A 16,894-nucleotide genomic window follows, 5' to 3' on the forward strand; every position below is an offset into this window, starting at 1 on the left:
CCCCGAATTCACCTTTACTTCAGCCCCGCTGATGGTCACACCCCCAGCATCCACCTTCACAAAGCTCCCACCAGCCTTGGCCGTCAGTTCCATCCCACCTTCAACAACAACCTTCTCACCCGCGTGGTAATGAATTTCCGTCCCGGCCTCAACAAACTGGCCCGTCCCCACTTTCACATGCTGGGTCGTGGTCACAGTCAAATGATCGTCCGCGCGCATTTCACTTTTGCGATCCAGGTGTGTGATGCGGTGCTCTTCAACCTTGAACTCGCTGTAAACATTGGCCTCGACCGTGTCATGGCGTTCGTTGCCGATGCGGATTTTCTGGTCGTGTTCGATGTTTTCGTCCCAGTCGCGCTGGGCGTGGAGGTAGATTTGTTCCGCGCCTTTTTTGTCTTCGATGCGGAATTCGTTGTAGCCGTTGCCGCCCGGGGAGCTCAGGGTTTTGAAGGTGCTGCGGGTTTTGTTGGCCGGGAGGTCGTAGGGAACGACGTTTTCCTTGTGGTAGAGGCAGCCGGTGACGAGTGGCTGGTCGGGGTCGCCTTCGAGGAAGGTGACGAGTACTTCCATGCCGATGCGCGGAATGGCGAGCCCGCCGTAGGCGTTGCCGGCCCAGCCGCTGGCGACGCGCAGCCAGCAGGAGGTCTGGTCGTTGGCCTGGCCGTCGCGGTCCCAGTGGAATTGCACTTTGATGCGGCCGTATTGATCGCAGTGGATTTCTTCGCCGGGCGGGCCGGTGACGATGGCGGTCTGGCTGCCAAGGACTTTTGGTTTTGGGTGTTCGAGGGCAGGGCGGAAGTGGACGTCCCACGGGGTGGCAAGGAAGCTGTTGCGGTAGCCTTGGTGGAAATCGCTTTTGTTGTCGGTGACGTCGCTGGTGACGTTTTCGCCGAGCACCTGCGGTTGTTTGCCTTCGTGGACGATTTCGAGCAGCAGCCAGAGGTCGTTCCATTCGCTGCGCGGGTGTTCCGCCAGCGTCATGAAATGGCCGCTGGTGAGCGTCGGTTCATCGCCCTTGCCTTCGACGAGGGCGTAGTCGCTGCGATGGCGTTCCAGCGCGCGGGTCGACAGTTGTTTACCGCGCTCGCGGGTGACGAAGCGGCCGGGGTAGTCGTAGTCTTCCAGATCCGGGGCGAATTCAGTCTTGGCGGCGCCTTCGGGCAGCAGGCGCGGTTTTTCGAAGTCGTAGTCGCGGCGGCTGACGCGGGTGGTGCGGGTTTCCAGGCGCAGGTTGAAGCGCTTGATCACCGGTGTGTCGGCGGCCATGCCGGAGTCTTGCTGGTAGTTCACCGGCTTGAGTTTGCGAAACACGGTCTGGTCGTCGCCGAACACCAGTTTGTGGCCGCTGCTGCTGTGCTGGAAGTGGAAGTGAATGCCTTCTTCCTCGCACAGGCGCTGGATGAAATGCAGATCGGACTCGTCGTATTGCACGCAATAATCACGTTCCGGGTACTCGGCGCCGAGCTGGAAGCTGTAGGCGTCAGCGAGAATGCCGCGATCCTCAAGCACCTGGCCGATGATCTTCGGCACACTCAAGTGCTGGAAAATCTGCTGATCATGGTTGTGCTGCAGATAGGCCAGTTGTGGCACCAGGCTGAGGCTGTAACGGGTCAGGGTCTTGCCGGAATCGCCTTGCTCGATGCGATAGACCAGACCGTGGATCTTGCCTTCACCGGTGGCGCCGAAAGTCAGGCAACCGGGCTTGTGCAGGATCTCTTCAAGTTTGAGGTCGGGGCGGGCGCTGACCAGTTCGAGGTCGAACCGGAAAGGCTGATTGAGGGCTTCACGGCCGACGAAACTGAGGACTTGAAAGTCAGCAGAGACACCTTCGAGTGTGAGGGTAATGTGGGTTGCGTTGGCGTCCAACATGCCGTGAAATCCGTCCATTGAATTAGCAAGTGTCGAATGTTGCAGGATTAGTCTGTCGCGTACAAGGCTCAAATGCCGTAGGCGTAGCAGCCTCCAGACATAGGGAAAACCCTTAGTTGAAGGCTGCGAGCCCATGATTGCGGGCAAATTATCGACTCGCCGTTAAGCATCGCAACAACGCGAAACAAACCGTTAGAACATTAACGAGCGGCCAATTTCCGACTAAAGTCGCCTTTGGCGTCTGACAGCCTTCTGCCACCATTTGTCACAACACCCCCGCGTATTCAGTTTCTCCCGACCCCTCTCTGGCTCGGGTTAGAGGCTATTTTTTGGGCGAATGCCGGCCAGTCCGGCTCGCTGTCATGTTGGAGCTTTTCGTCATGCGTCCCCCGTTTCCCTTTATCACCCCGCGCCATTCTTTCGGCGTCGGAGCCTTACTGCTGTGTGCCGGTTTTATCGCACCGGTTCAGGCCAGCGGTTTTCTCGAAGACACCACAGTAAAGAGCGAATCGCGCACGGTGTATTTCAACCGCGATTTCCGTGACGGGCATACCTCCAGCGATCAGGGCGCGTCGAAGCGCGAAGAGTCGGCCCAGGGTTTTATTCTCAATCTGCAATCGGGCTATACCGAAGGCACGGTGGGTTTCGGGATCGATGCGATCGGCATGCTGGGTTTGAAGCTGGATTCCAGCGCCGACAGCAGCAACAGTGGTTTGCTGCCGTCTTCGGGTGAAAATCCGCGTGGCTCGAAGGATCAATACGCGAAAGCGGGCGTCACTGCGAAAATGCGCATCTTTGACACAGTGCTGAAGTACGGGACGTTGCTGCCGGATGTGCCGTTGCTCAAATACAACGACGGCCGCCTTCTGCCGACAATGTTCAACGGCGCGATGTTGACCTCCAAAAACGTGAAAGATCTGACCTTCATGGCCGCGCGTCTGGACAAGTACACCGCGCGTGATTCGACCGATTCCCAAGACATCCGCGTGCATTGCAAGAACAAGCGTTACGCCTGCAACACCACGGCGGATCACTTCGACATGTACGGCTTCGATTACAAGATCAATGATCGTCTGACCGGGCAGTATCACTACGCCGAGCTGGAAGACATCTACCGCCAGCACTTCGTTGGTTTGATGGCCAATCAGCCACTGGGCGGCGGCGTTTTGAAGGCCGATGTGCGCTTGCTCAAGAGTGCCGACAGCGGCGCGGCTCGAGCGGGTTCCATCGACAACCGCGCGTTGAGCGGCCTGTTGTCTTACGGGATCAGCGGCCACACATTCAGCGCCGGTTGGCAGCGCATGAACGGTGATAACTCGATGCCGTATCTGGATGGCACCAACCCGTATCTGGTCAACTATGTTCAGGTCAACGATTTTGCCGCCGCACAGGAGCGTTCGTGGCAGTTGCGTTATGACTATGACTTCAAGGCCATCGGGATCAATGGGCTGAGCTTTCTGACCCGTTATGTGAACGGTGACCACATCAAGGTGTTGGGCAGTGATCAGGACGGTAAGGAATGGGAACGCGACAGTGAGTTGAAGTATGTGATTCAGAGCGGCACGTTCAAGGACGTTAGCGTGCGGTTGCGCAATGCGACGTATCGAACCAATTACGAGCAGTTCGCCCGGGACGTGGATGAGACGCGGGTGATAGTGAGTTACAACTTCTCGGTGTTGTAAGCGCTGACCTTTGCAGGAGCTGCCGGAGGCTGCGATCTTTTGATTGTCAGGAACGCGGAGCGTCCCGGGCTGCGTTCCCACGCGGAGCATGGGAACGATCTGCGGCGGCCGTTGGAATGATCAAATCGCGGCGCAATGGCGTCAGTTCAACTGTTCGCGATAGGGAAGATCCGGCCCGGTTTTGCTGCAGGTCAGCGCGGCGGCTTGCACGGCAAATTTCAGCATGCCGTCGATGTGCGCGCGGCTCAGCTGCTGCACACCTTCCACCGAATCCAGACCTTGTTCGGTCAGCCAAGTGATCAGTGCAGCCTGAAAGGTATCGCCGGCGCCCACGGTGTCGGCAACTTTCACGGTGCTGGCCGGCGCCGACCATGAACCATGCTGACGGCTGAACACGGTCGCGCCGTCGCCACCACGGGTCAGGAACACGACCTGACAACGATGCCCCAGCCAGCCTTCGATGATCCGCTGCGGATCCTGCTCGGGGTACAGCAGGCTCAGATCCTCATCGCTGACTTTGATCAGATCCGCCAGTTGCACCAGTGTGGCGATGCGCTCACGCCACAGGTCGATGTTTGGCTCAGGGTTGAGGCGAACGTTCGGGTCGAGGCTGATCAGGCGTTTGCCGCTTTCCCGTTGCACCAGCGTCAGCAGGGTGTCGGCAATCGGTTGTACCACCAGCGAGAATGAGCCGATGTGCAACCCTCGCACTTCGGGGCCGAGCTCAGGCAGATGAGCAAGGCTCAATTGCCGATCGGCGCAGCCTTCACCGCGAAAACTGTAGTGGGGCGAACCATTGGCGCCGACCGCAACCATTGCCAATGTTGTGGGCGCGGCGAAATCCACCAGATAGTCCGGTCGCACACCTTCGTCACTCAGCACTTGCTGCAAGCGCCGGCCGAGGTAGTCGGTGGACAGCCCGGCGAACAGCGCCGAATCCACGCCCAGACGCCGCAAGCCCACGGCGACGTTGAACGGCGAGCCGCCGGCAATCGTCTTGAAATTCACTCTCGACGCCAAACCACTGGCGTCCTCTTCGCTGAAGAAATCAAACAGGGCTTCGCCACACACCAGGTACATAGTTATTTGCTCTTTATAGGGTTGCGACATGCTGTTGATAGCGTTCGTAGGCTTGCTGGAACGCTGCGACATTGGCCGCGACTGGCAAGGTTTCGCTGCTCAGGTCGAGTTTGACGCAACGTTCGCACAGATCGGCAAGGCTGTCTTCACGGCCGTTCGACCATGACGTGCACCACGCCGCTTGAATCGCCGCGCCCAGGGCGGCGGCTTCGCTTTGTTCGGTGCAGATCACCGGGGTGTTCATGATGTCGGCGACGATTTGCCGCCACACGGCGCTTTTCGAGCCGCCGCCGATCAGGCAAATGCTGCGGCTTTGTAATCCATTCTGGCGCAGCAGATCCAGCCCATAGCGCAGGCCGAAGGTGGTGCCTTCGACGACGGCGCGGCACAGGTTTGCCCTGGTCAGATTGTCCGCCGTCAAGCCGTGCAAGCTGCCTGCAGCGTGGGGCAGGGCGGGGACGCGTTCGCCGTTGAGGAAGGGCAGCATGCTGACACCGTCAGCGCCGATGGGCGATTGGGCGACGAGGTCGTTGAATTGTTCGAGGTTGAGGTCGAACAGCTCGCGGATCGCACCGGTGGCGTTGGTCAGGTTCATCGTGCAGATCAGCGGCAGCCAGCCGCCGCTCGAAGAACAAAAGGTGGCGACCGAGGCATCCGGGCTGACTTGGGGTTGCTCGGCGTAGGCGTAGACCGTGCCGGACGAGCCGAGGCTCATGGTGATCGCGCCGGGCTTGATGTTGCCGGTGCCGATGGCACCCATCATGTTGTCACCGCCGCCGCTGGATACCACGGCGTCAGGATTGATGCCGAGCTGTTCGGCGATCGATGGCAGGAGCGTGCCGACCGCTTGATGGGCGTCGATCAGCTCGGGCAACGCGGATTGCAGGCGACCGCTTGGGTCTATATCGCGCAGCAGCTGCAAATCCCACTGGCGGCTGCGCACGTTGAAATAACCGGTGCCGGAGGCGTCGCCGTACTCGCTGCAACTGCGGCCGGTGAGCCAGAAGTTGAGGTAGTCGTGGGGCAGCAAGACGCGGGCGATGCGCGAGAAAATGTCCGGGTGTTGTTCTTTCGTCCACAACAGCTTGGACACGGTGTAACCCGGGGCGATGACCACGCCGAGGCGTTCCAGCGAGCCTTGTTCGCCGCCCAAGTGGGTCAACAGTCGATCGTTTTCCGGGCTGGTTTCGGTGTCGCACCAGAGTTTGGCGGGGCGCAATACCTGGCCTTGGTCGTCGAGCAAGACCAGGCCGTGTTGCTGGCCCGAGACGCCGATGCCGAGGATGGCCTGGCCGTCGACGTTGGCGGCTGACAGTGCCTGGCGTGTGGCTTTGGTGAAGGCTTGCAGCCATTGGCTTGTGTCTTGTTCGCGACGGCCGTTGGCGCCGCTGATCATCGTGTGTGCGGCGGCGCCTTGGCCGAGCACTTGGCCATTGGCGGCGTCGAGGATGATCGCTTTGGTGCCTTGGGTGCCGCAGTCGATGCCGAGGAAAAGCTGTTGTTTTGTCATGATTACCCCGCGTTAATAGATCGTTCCCAAGCTCTGCCTGGGAATGCAGCCCGGGACGCTGTGCGTCCCATCCAAAGCCGAACGCGGAGCGTCCGTTGAGGCGTTCCCACGCGGAGCGTGGGAACGATCAGGCAACCCGGGCGTTTCGTGAGCGCCGGGTGAGGGGTTGTCAGGCCAACACCCGCTCCAAAGTCCGCGTAACGCCGACTTCGCGCAAGCTGTTGCAACACCACTCAAACGCCGCCACAAACTCGGCCGAGCGCGGAATCGCCGTCCCGAAGATCTCCTCAACCGCCAACAACCGCTGAGTAATCAACGCATCATTCGTCACGAGCGCCTGGCAGAACGTCGCCCGTGGATCAGGAATCGAATAGGTATCGCCGTTCTCGTCAACGCCCTTCAAATACAACGCCCAGGCCGCTACGACCAGCGCCGCACGTTTAGTCTCCTGACCGTCGGCGATCAACCGATTGATTGTCGGAACCGTGAACTTGGGAAACTTCGACGAGCCGTCCGAACACACCCGCTCAAGTTGATCGGCGATTGCCTGATTGGAGAACCGCGCCACCAGTGTGTCTTTATAGTCGCTCAGGTCGATGCCCGGCACCGGCGCCAGCTGCGGGGTCACGTCCAAATCCATGTAGGCACGCATGTAGCGCACGAACAGTGGGTCGTTCATGGTTTCATGGACGAAGCGGTAACCCTTCAAAAAGCCCAGATACGTCAGCGCCAGATGGCTGCCGTTGAGCAGTTTGATTTTCATCTCTTCGTACGGACTGACGTCGTCGGTGAACTGCACGCCAACCTTCTCCCAAGCCGGGCGGCCATTGACGAATTTGTCTTCCAGCACCCATTGCACGAATGGCTCGCAGACCACCGGCCAGGCGTCGTCCACTGCATGTTTGTCGGCCAGTTGCAGGCGATGCGCGGTGCTGGTCATCGGGGTTATGCGGTCAACCATGGCGTTGGGGAAGCTGACGTTGGCCTCAATCCAGTCGCGCAGGTCGATATCACGCAATGCGGCGAACGCGAGCAGTGCCTTGCGCGTGACGGCGCCGTTGTGCGGCAGGTTATCGCAGGACATCAGGGTGAATGCCGGCGTGCCCTCGGCGCGGCGCTTGGCAAGCGCTGCGCAGAGAAAGCCGAACACGGTTTTCGGTGCGTCCGGGTGAGCGAGGTCGTGCTTGATCTGCGGCAGATGCGCCATGAATTCGCCGTTGCTGTCATCGATGCAATAACCGCCCTCGGTGATGGTCAGCGAGACGATGCGAATCTGCGGATCGGCGAGCTTGTCGATCAATGCCTGGGCATCGTCTTCGGCGAGCAGCATGTCGCGGATCGCACCGATCACGCGGACTTCGGTGTCATCGCTGTCGCCAAGTTCAAACAGGGTGAACAGGTAGTCCTGCTCCTGGAGATCGTCCCGGGCGCGGCGGTCTTCGGCACGCAGACCGACGCCGCAGATGGCCCAGTCCAATGCTTCTCCGGTATTCATCAGCGCATCGGTGTAATACGCCTGATGCGCGCGATGGAATCCGCCGACGCCGATGTGGGCAATGCCCTGACGTGTATCGCTCAGGTTGTAGGCGGGCAGTTTGACTTCGGCGGCGAGGCGGTTGAGGTTCTGTTTGTTCAGTTTCATCGGATCGGTCTCAGGCAGCCGCGCGCAGCGGGCGGGTCAGCGCCACGCCGTCGGCGTCGAACAGGTGGCATTGGGTCGCATCCAGGTGCAGGCTCAGCGTTTCGCCATAACGGCTGGCGAGATCGCCGCGCACGCGCATGGTCAGGGCTTCACCCGCGTTGGTCACAACGTGGCAATAGGTGTCGCTGCCCAGGCGTTCGCTGACGTCGGCGATGACCTGCAAGGTGCAGTCGCCGGGTTGCGCCAGCTCCAGGTGTTCCGGGCGAATACCGAGGGTGACGGCGCTGCCGATGCTCAGGTTCGTGGCATTCAGCGGCAGCGTGATGCGTGTGCCGGCGTCGAGGGAGACTTCGCAGCTCTGACTGTCGATACTGACGATCTGGCCTTTGAGGAAGCCCATTTTTGGCGTACCGAGAAAGCCTGCGACAAACAGGTTGGCCGGTTGGTGATACAGATCCAGCGGCGAGCCGACTTGTTCGATTTTGCCGCCGTTGAGCACAACGACTTTGTCGGCCATGGTCATGGCTTCGACCTGATCGTGGGTCACGTAAATCATCGTCGCTTGCAGGTCTTTGTGCAGGCGCAGCAATTCCAGACGCATTTGCACACGAAGCGCTGCGTCGAGATTGGACAGCGGTTCGTCGAACAGGAAGATTTTCGGGTTGCGCACGATGGCCCGGCCGATGGCGACACGCTGGCGCTGGCCGCCAGAGAGCTGTTTCGGTTTGCGTTCGAGCATGGGGCCCAGTTCGAGGATGCGCGCGGCTTCGCCGACTTTTTTCTCGACTTCGGCCTTCGGTACGCCCGCCAGATCAAGCGCAAAGGACATGTTTTTGCGCACGCTCATGTGCGGGTACAAAGCGTAAGTCTGGAACACCATCGCCAGGTCACGTTTCGCCGGGCTGACTTCGGTGATGTCGCGGCCGTCCAGTTCGATGGTGCCGCCGCTGACTTCTTCCAGGCCGGCGATCAGGCGCAGAAGGGTGGATTTGCCGCAGCCCGACGGCCCGACGAAGACCACGAATTCCTTGTCGTTCACTTCGAGGTCGATGCCTTTGATGATGGAAAAGCCTTCGAAGCCTTTTTGCAGATTCTTGATTTTCAGGTTGGCCATGATCGTAAGCCTCCAGTTGTTATTTTTTAAGATCAAAAGATCGCAGCCTGCGGCAGCGCCTACAGGAGGGCGTTGCCGATACAGCATTCGGTTTAGGCGCTGCCGAAGGCTGCGATCTTTTGCTTTTGAATTTTCATTTCACGGCGCCGAACGACAGGCCGCGCACCAATTGCTTCTGGCTGATCCAGCCGAAAATCAAAATCGGCGCGCAGGCCAGGGTCGACACGGCCGACAACTTGGCCCAAAACAGCCCTTCGGGGCTCGAATACGAGGCGATCAACGCGGTCAGCGGCGCGGCTTTTGATGACGTCAGGTTCAGCGACCAAAACGCCTCGTTCCAGCACAGGATCAGCGACAACAGCACGGTCGAGGCGAGGCCACCCTTGGCGATCGGCAGCAGCACGCGCACCATCTCTTGCCACAGTGTCGCGCCGTCGAGGCGCGCGGCTTCGAGGATGTCTTTGGGGATGTCCTTGAAGTAGGTGTAAACCATCCAGACCACGATCGGCAGGTTGATGAGCGTGTAGATCACGATCAGTGCGATCCGCGTATCGAGCAGGCCGAGGCTCTTCGCCAAGAGGTAGATCGGCATCAGCACGCCCACCGGCGGCAGCATTTTCGTGGAGAGCATCCACAGCAACGTGCCTTTGGTGCGCTGGGTTTCGTAGAACGCCATCGAGTAGGCCGCCGGCACCGCGATCAGCAGGCAAAGAGCCGTGGCGCTGAAGGAAATCACCACCGAATTCCAGGCGAAGCTGAAGTAATCGCTGCGCTCGTTGATGTGCAGGTAGTTCTCCAGTGTGGGCATGAAGACGAACTGCGGCGGCGTGGCGAAGGCGTCGATTTCGGTTTTGAAACTGGTCAGCACCATCCAGAAAATCGGGAAGAAAATCACGATGGCGATGGCCCAGGCCAGGGTGCCGAGCAGTACGCTTTGCAGGCGACGCGATTGTTGAAGAGTCATGGTCGGCCTCAGGCTTTGTCGGTCAGGTTTTTGCCGATCATCCGCACCAGAATGATCGCGGCGATGTTGGCGATGACCACGGCGATCAAGCCGCCGGCGGATGCCATGCCGACGTCGAACTGCACCAGCGCCTGGTTGTAGATCAGGTAGGCGAGGTTGGTCGAGGCATAGCCGGGGCCACCGTTGGTGGTGGTGAAGATCTCGGCGAACACCGACAGCAGGAAGATCGTTTCAATCATCACCACCACGGCTATCGGCCGTGCCAGGTGCGGCAGCGTCAGATGCCAGAAAATCGCGATGGGGCCGGCGCCGTCGAGGCGCGCGGCTTCTTTCTGTTCCTGGTCGAGGGACTGCATGGCGGTCATCAGGATCAGGATCGCGAAGGGCAGCCACTGCCACGACACAATGATGATGATCGACAGCAGCGGGTAATGCGCCAGCCAGTCCACCGGCTGTGCGCCGAAGAGTTTCCAGATGTAAGCGAGGATCCCCGATACCGGGTGGAAGATCAGGTTCTTCCAGATCAGCGCACCGACGGTGGGCATGATGAAAAATGGCGAAATCAGCATGACCCGCACGATGCCGCGACCGAGGAACTCACTGGCTTCCAGCAACGCACTGATCAATACGCCGAGCACCACGCTGATAAGTAACACACTGCCTACCAGCAACAGCGTATTGGTGGCGCCGGGCATGAAACCCGAATCGGTCAGGAAGTAAGTGAAATTCTCCAGCCCGACAAATTCGTTTTCGCCGGGGTAGAGCAGGTTGTAGCGAATCATCGAGAAGTAGACGGTCATGCCCAGCGGCACGATCATCCACAGCAGCAACAAGGCCACCGACGGGCTGACCAGAAACCAGCCGGGGTTGGCCACGCGGCTTTTGCGCTGCGCCTGAGGCAGTTCAATGTGGGCTTTGGCAGTTGAAGTATTCATGGTGATCACAACCGAGTCATACAGACCTATGGAGATCTAATGTAGGAGTGAGCCTGCTCGCGATAGCGGTGTGTCATTCACATCACAGTGACTGATATGGACTCATCGCGAGCAGGCTCGCTCCCACAAAAGGCAGGAGCGAACCTTGCGGGTTACTTGGGATAACCGGCGCGCTTCATCTCGCGTTCGGTGGTTTGCTGCGCGGCGGTCAGGGCCTGGTCGACGGTCGTCTGGCCAATCAGCGCGGCGGAGAACAGCTTGCCGACCTGGGTGCCGACGGCCTGGAACTCAGGAATGGTCACCAGTTGAATACCGATATAGGGCACAGGCTTGAGGGTCGGCTTGCTCGGGTCGGCGGCTTTAAGCGATTCGAGCGTGACCTTGGCGAACGGCGCGGCGCTCATGTAAGCATCGCTGTAGGTCGAAGCTCGTGTGCCCGGCGGCACGTTGGCGATACCGTCTTTTTCGGCCACCAATGCACCATATTCCTTGGACGTGGCCCAGGCGCTGAACGTTTTCGCAGCCTCCTTGGCTTTGGAACTGGTCGGAATTGCCAACGCCCAGGAATACAGCCACGCCGAGCCTTTGTCGGTGGTCTGGTGCGGAGCGAAGGTGAAACCGACGTGATCGGCGACTTTGCTTTGGGTCTTGTCGGTCACGAATGAACCGGCGACGCTGGCGTCGACCCAGATTGCGCATTTGCCACTGTTGAACAGCGCGAGGTTTTCGTTGAAACCGTTGCTGGATGCGCCCGGCGGGCCGGATTTTTTCATGGTGTCGACGTAGAAATTCAGCGCGTTCTTCCATTCCGGGCCGCTGAATTCAGGTTTCCACTGCTCATCGAACCAGCGCGCGCCATAGGCGTTGGCGACAGTGGTGATCAGCGCCATGTTCTCGCCCCAGCCGGCCTTGCCGCGCAGGCAGATACCGTACTGTTCTTTGTCTTTTTGGGTGAGTTTTTCGGCGAACCCGGCAATCTCTTCCCAGGTCGGACGCTCCGGCATGGTCAGCCCGGCGTCCTTGAACAGATCGGTGCGGTAATAGGTGATCGAGCTTTCAGCGTAAAACGGCAGGGCGTACAACGAACCCTTCACTGACAAGCCTTCACGCACCGATGGGAACACGTCGTCGAGGGCATAACTGGCCGGCAGATCCTTCATGGGTTCCAGCCAACCCTTGGCGCCCCAAAGTGCGGCTTCGTACATGCCAATGGTCAGGACGTCGAACTGGCCACCCTGAGTCGCGATGTCGGTGGTCAGGCGCTGACGCAGGACGTTTTCTTCAAGTACGACCCAATTGAGCTTGATGTCCGGATGCTCGGTCTCGAAGGTTTTCGAGAGCTTTTGCATGCGGATCATGTCGCTGTTGTTGACGGTGGCGATGGTCAGGGTCTGGGCGCCAAGGCTGACGCTGCTGAGGGTCATGCAGGTGAGGGCGAGCAGAGCTTTTGCAGTGGGTTGCATCATGCACTCCTTTTCTGCACCCGGCGGGTGACAGAAGGACAGTTATTGTTTTTGTGTCTTCCGACTGCAGGAAGAATCTGCGCTGATTACAGCCTTCTATCGCTGGGCTGACAAATCGTTGGTCGCACTTGGGCTGATACTTTTTTGCACTGATGAAGATCAGCAGATCGCAGCCATCGGCAGTTGCTACAGAAGCACGCGATCCTGGGGCATCGGTTCGGTCAGGCGCTGTACCACCAAGCGCCGGTAATGCGAAGGTGTCATGCCCTTGAGTTGCTGAAAGCGCCGGTTGAAGTTGGAAATATTGTTGAAACCGGACTCGAAACACACATCTGTCACCGGTTTATCACCGTCGGCCAGCAATTCGCACGACTTGCTGATGCGCAGCCGATTGACGAACTCAATGAAATTGCGCCCCGTGGCTTGTTTGAAGACGCGGCTGAAATAGGTGGGTTTCATGCCCAGATGATCGGCGACTTCTTCAAGCGTCAGATCACGCGCGTAGTGGGCAAAAATGTAGTCCACCGCACGGTTGGTGCGGTCGATGTTGTGCTCGTCCGCGAGTTGCGGCGTCGTTGCGCCCGACAACAGTTGGAAGTCGTCACTCGCAGCGAGCAGCTCCATCAGAATGAAAAAGTGCCCCAAACGGGTGATGCCTTGCGTTTCGGCGATGCGCTGCATCAGATCCATCGCTTGGCGAATGGTGTTTTTACAGCGGAATTCGATGCCGTACTTCGCACGCTCCAACAGGGGGGCAAGGGTCTTCAGCTCGGCAAACACCTGATGACCGCTTTCAAACAGTTCGTCGGTGAAGTTCACCAGCATGTCGCGCTTGGTAACCACCTCGTCCTCGGCAATCTGGCTGATCCAGTTGTGTGGCAGATTGGGGCCGGTAAGGAACAGGGTTTCCGGGTAAAAATTACCGATGTAGTCGCCAATGAAGACCTTGCCCGAACTGGCGACAATCAAGTGCAACTCGTATTCCTTGTGGAAATGCCAACGCACCAGCGGGCACGGGAAGCCGTGCTGGCGGTAGATGATGGATAACCCGTTATGGTCATCCATCAACTCGTAGGAGGGGTCGGTCACGCGAGCTGTCTTGGTCATGTCAGGGCACTTTTTTGTAATTGCCTACGGATCATGCCTCGTTATGCGTCTCATGTGCCAGCCTGCCGGGAATGCTCACGCCCGCAGGTGCAGACGTTCAGCGTAGACAGCCTTCATGCTGATCGCGCTCCAGCAGTAGCGGACGATGTCGGACTCATCGAAAAAATCGGTGTGGAAATAGAGCACCGGTATCTGCGGCCCAGCCGTGCAACCTAGCCGAATGTCGAAGGCGCGCACGCCATTGGCGAGTTGCCAGGCGAACGAATCGTTCTGGCAGGTCGTCCAGTGACCCAGGACCACCTCATAATTCGGGGCTTTTTTGTCCATGCCGGTGTTATGCGCACCGGGCCAGACGATATCGGCCAGCTTGAGCCGGCCGATATCGACGGTGTTGGTCATCCACCGATTTTTATCAAGTGTTCTGACGATGCTTGAAGTCATGACGATTCCTTGTCGCGGACGTCGCCCCGATCCTTGGGGAGACAATATTCATGATGGAAGCCGCGATGTCGCTTCCGGTTTGCCTCGCTGAGAGGCTTCATGAACCCAGCATAGAAGGGGCGGTGAGCATTGCCAGTGACAGAAATATCTGTTCAAACATGTCTTGAGCAAGTGTCAGCGATGCTTTCTCGTAGCATTGGCGATACTTGCGTTTCGGCAATGGGCTACGATTTTCGATTCTTCCATGAAGTCGACACTGATGATGTTGCAGTTCTGCGCCCAATTGTTTTTGGTGGTATCAAACATGCTATCGAGCTCGCTATGAATATCGGTCGGGCCACCGAGCGCACTGTAGGCGGTGGCGGACAGGCACCAGGGCGCCCATCTGGACGGGGGGCTAGTCATCACGCGAGAAATGAATGTTTCCAGTTCCGAAGCGTTGGTCAGGTTATTTCCCGACCATAGGCCATTGATGGCATCGTGAAATTGTCTTTCATTCAGCGCGCTGTGATGAGGGCAGCCAACCAGTATTCGTTGAAGCGGACTGGCACGCTTCAGCTCTGCCAGTGTCAAGTAAGTGTTGGTGACGGGTATCATCCGGTCACCGATAAAATCCAATACAACATCATTGAATTGCTTGTAATCGAACTCTGTGCCGATGCCCTCGAAATGCTGGAAGTTAAGTACGATAAATTCGTCCGGGTTGTCTTGCAAAAACACGTTTAGGTCGAATAGAAGATTTACAAGCATTCGAGATGAGCGAATGCTGTTGTGGTGAAACATGAACTGTTCATGCCCATTGTTCCCTGGTTCAAATAACAGGCGCACATCAAGCGCCCGTGCGCCGTACTGCAGCTGGTCAAGAAAGGATTGGTGCTGGCAGGCTGCCCAGTGCCGCGTCGGTGCGGTTCCAAAGATCGGCGAAACCCAGCCCGGAGCGGGGTCGTAGGTGGCTCGCCAGTCACAGCCCGAGTTATGTGTTCCCGGCAGGGTGAGTTCAGAAAGCGTCAGGTTGTCGATAGAAGGTGTGGCCACCATCCAGTTGCGTGTTGGAAAATCATGTTTGACGATGTCGTTCATATAAGCATCCTTGCAAATTAGTTGAGGTCACCACTCGTTTAAAGTTGAGTAGTGACAGGCAGGATGTTTATAACGCTCGCCGAGTTGTTCGCCAATAAAGATGTTGATGCTGTTTGTAAGTTGTAGAAGGATTAGCTGCGGTTCTTCGCCTCAATCCACTGCGCCATATACTGAGTGCTCTTGTGCGCATGGTGGCGCAACATGCTGCCGGTGAAGTTGTTACTTCTTAGTTTGGACAGGTTCTTCTTGCAGGACAGTATTTTTTCAATCAGCGCCGGGCCATGTATTGAACGGTCATAACGATCACGCAGCAGTGAATGCCCGCAAGACTGTGCGTCCGCCCACGCCGCCTGATTCTTATAAAGTTTCACCGCGCTGTCCGCCAGCGCTTGTGCCGTCTGCGCGATGGTGCCCGGCCATTCGTGTTCGCCATGCATGGCTTCAGCCCCGATCGGCGTGGTCACACTGGGCGTGCCGCACAACATGGCGTCGACCAGTTTGCCCTTGATGCCGGCACCAAAGCGCAGCGGGGCCAGGCAGATACGCGCTTCGGACATGACTTGCAACGCGTCTTCGGCCCAGTTCATTACGTGAAAACCTTGGGCGGCATTGTGCAGCGCCGTGGCTTTTGGCGGCGTGTAAGAACCATAAAGGTGCAATTGAGCGGTGGGCAGTTGGGCGCGGATCAATGGCCAGACCGTGGTTTTCATCCAGAGCACGGCATCCCAATTCGGCGCGTGACGGAAATTGCCAATGCTCAAAAAATGCGTCCGGTCTTCGAACCCACGTGGCGGCAACGTGGGCGGATTGATCATCAGCGGGCACCAGTGCAACAAATATCGAGGCAGCCCGAACTGCTCGACCAACAGTTCAATTTCCACCTCGGAGATCATCAGGTTCAGATCGCAACGATACAGCGCGGCGATTTCCCGTTTGGCGAGGTCGGTGTCGGCCATCAATTCGAACTCTTCACGTAGCGCCGGGGCAAACAGTTCGCTGAAATCATCCTGATCCGCACTGGCCTTCAAACGATCCTTGAGGCGTTGATGGCGGGCATGACGCAGGCTTTGCAGATCAGATGTTTCCAGCACGCGAAGGGCGTCGGGGCAGTGTTTCTCGACGCGCCAGCCGAATTGCTCTTCCATCATGAATTGATCGAACAGCACGATGTCCGGTGCAAGTTCACTGATAAAGACGTCGAAACTGCTGTTGTTGAGCTCGATCGGTACTTCGCGAATGCCCAGCGCAGCCAGATCGGCCTTATGTTCGCCCGGGCCGGCGGGGCTGCTGAAGGTGATGTCCCAGCCCTGCGCCAGGAACGCTTCAAGGATCTGCATCACGTGCCCGCTGGCCGCCGAAGAGCGAGGTTCAGGCCAGACGTAGCCGATGACCAGAACGCGGGTGGCGGTGGGTTGATTCATGAGCGGGTGTTCCTTGCGACGGGCCGGGTCAAAAAAAGGCGCAATTAAACCACAGCCGGCCGCCGAAACTGTCAGTACTCATCAAGCGGGATTGAGGATGCCCTTGACCTTGTCGCGCAGTTGATCAATGGAGAACGGCTTGCCAATGGAATGCATGCCGTCCGGCACCTCAATGTTTTCCGCGTAACCACTGGCGAACAGAATGGGCAGGGTAGGCCGCAGGCTACGTGCTTCATTGGCAAGTTCTCGGCCATCCATGCCCGGCAGGCCGACATCGGTCATCATCAAGTCGATCTGTTGTTGCGTATTGCCGAGGATTTCCAGTGCCTGCTCACTGCCGTCGGCTTCCAGCACGCTGAATTCCAGCTCCTCCAGCACATCGACGATGAGCATGCGCACGATGCCGTCGTCTTCAACGACAAGGATGGTGGAGGTATTGGCGGACATAATGGTGTCTCTCAAGAAGGGAATTCGGGGAACACGGTCGATTGGAATCGCCGGTCTCTTGCATGAGTAAATGGCGCGGGGTCACAAGTTCCCGTTTGGATACAAAAAAGAAAGCATAACCGCTGGCGTATGATCCGGC

General features: G+C 58.3%; 13 protein-coding genes and 1 pseudogene. 1 reads left to right on the forward strand and 13 read right to left on the reverse strand.

What is annotated here, in order from left to right; genetic code table 11:
• Positions 1-1,869, reverse strand: a 1,869-nt coding sequence (locus tag GIW69_RS14455) for a type VI secretion system Vgr family protein (RefSeq protein WP_236483352.1), incomplete at its 3' end; no start/stop codon positions are given.
• Between the two features lie 380 nt (positions 1,870-2,249).
• Between GIW69_RS14455 and GIW69_RS14460 the strand changes: the two genes are divergently transcribed.
• A complete protein-coding gene (locus tag GIW69_RS14460; RefSeq protein ID WP_236483353.1) occupies positions 2,250-3,551 on the forward strand; it encodes an OprD family porin in 1,302 nt (433 codons plus the stop codon).
• A gap of 141 nt (positions 3,552-3,692) precedes the next feature.
• Here GIW69_RS14460 and GIW69_RS14465 read toward each other — a convergent pair whose 3' ends face one another.
• The 12 genes and pseudogenes from GIW69_RS14465 to GIW69_RS14520 all read right to left on the reverse strand — a co-directional run bounded on the left by GIW69_RS14465 (position 3,693) and on the right by GIW69_RS14520 (position 16,755).
• Positions 3,693-4,631, reverse strand: coding sequence for a carbohydrate kinase family protein (locus GIW69_RS14465; protein ID WP_236483354.1), 939 nt, complete (start codon positions 4,629-4,631; stop codon positions 3,693-3,695).
• A 13-nt stretch (positions 4,632-4,644) separates the two neighbouring features.
• Positions 4,645-6,141 carry a xylulokinase gene (xylB, locus tag GIW69_RS14470; RefSeq protein ID WP_236483355.1) on the reverse strand — a complete coding sequence of 499 codons (1,497 nt, stop codon included), beginning with the start codon at positions 6,139-6,141 and terminating at the stop codon, positions 4,645-4,647.
• A gap of 169 nt (positions 6,142-6,310) precedes the next feature.
• Positions 6,311-7,783 (reverse strand): mannitol dehydrogenase family protein, encoded by a 1,473-nt coding sequence (locus tag GIW69_RS14475; protein WP_236483356.1) that lies wholly within the window; start codon positions 7,781-7,783, stop codon positions 6,311-6,313.
• Between the two features lie 10 nt (positions 7,784-7,793).
• Positions 7,794-8,897 (reverse strand): sn-glycerol-3-phosphate ABC transporter ATP-binding protein UgpC, encoded by a 1,104-nt coding sequence (locus tag GIW69_RS14480; RefSeq protein ID WP_236483357.1) that lies wholly within the window; start codon positions 8,895-8,897, stop codon positions 7,794-7,796.
• Positions 8,898-9,030: 133 nt separating this feature from the next.
• Positions 9,031-9,861: a carbohydrate ABC transporter permease gene (locus GIW69_RS14485; protein ID WP_236483358.1), complete on the reverse strand. Its 831-nt coding sequence runs from the start codon at positions 9,859-9,861 to the stop codon at positions 9,031-9,033.
• 8 nt (positions 9,862-9,869) lie between these two features.
• The gene (locus GIW69_RS14490; RefSeq protein ID WP_236483359.1) at positions 9,870-10,796 is read right to left on the reverse strand and encodes a carbohydrate ABC transporter permease; all 927 of its coding nucleotides are present in this window, start codon (positions 10,794-10,796) and stop codon (positions 9,870-9,872) included.
• A 152-nt stretch (positions 10,797-10,948) separates the two neighbouring features.
• On the reverse strand, positions 10,949-12,259 hold the full coding sequence (locus GIW69_RS14495; RefSeq protein ID WP_236483360.1) for an ABC transporter substrate-binding protein: 1,311 nt from the start codon (positions 12,257-12,259) through the stop codon (positions 10,949-10,951).
• Positions 12,260-12,445: 186 nt separating this feature from the next.
• Complete coding sequence (locus GIW69_RS14500) at positions 12,446-13,366, reverse strand: AraC family transcriptional regulator (protein ID WP_236483361.1); 921 nt, start codon at positions 13,364-13,366, stop codon at positions 12,446-12,448.
• A gap of 171 nt (positions 13,367-13,537) precedes the next feature.
• A pseudogene (locus GIW69_RS14505) lies at positions 13,538-13,807 on the reverse strand (PI-PLC domain-containing protein); the annotation flags it as partial.
• A gap of 174 nt (positions 13,808-13,981) precedes the next feature.
• Positions 13,982-14,887 (reverse strand): PI-PLC domain-containing protein, encoded by a 906-nt coding sequence (locus tag GIW69_RS14510; RefSeq protein WP_236483362.1) that lies wholly within the window; start codon positions 14,885-14,887, stop codon positions 13,982-13,984.
• 131 nt (positions 14,888-15,018) lie between these two features.
• Positions 15,019-16,308 carry a glycosyltransferase gene (locus GIW69_RS14515; RefSeq protein ID WP_236483363.1) on the reverse strand — a complete coding sequence of 430 codons (1,290 nt, stop codon included), beginning with the start codon at positions 16,306-16,308 and terminating at the stop codon, positions 15,019-15,021.
• Between the two features lie 81 nt (positions 16,309-16,389).
• Positions 16,390-16,755, reverse strand: coding sequence for a response regulator (locus GIW69_RS14520; protein ID WP_236483364.1), 366 nt, complete (start codon positions 16,753-16,755; stop codon positions 16,390-16,392).
• Positions 16,756-16,894 lie beyond the last annotated feature (139 nt).

Source organism: Pseudomonas syringae (assembly GCF_021605415.1).
GTDB lineage: Bacteria > Pseudomonadota > Gammaproteobacteria > Pseudomonadales > Pseudomonadaceae > Aquipseudomonas > Aquipseudomonas syringae_S.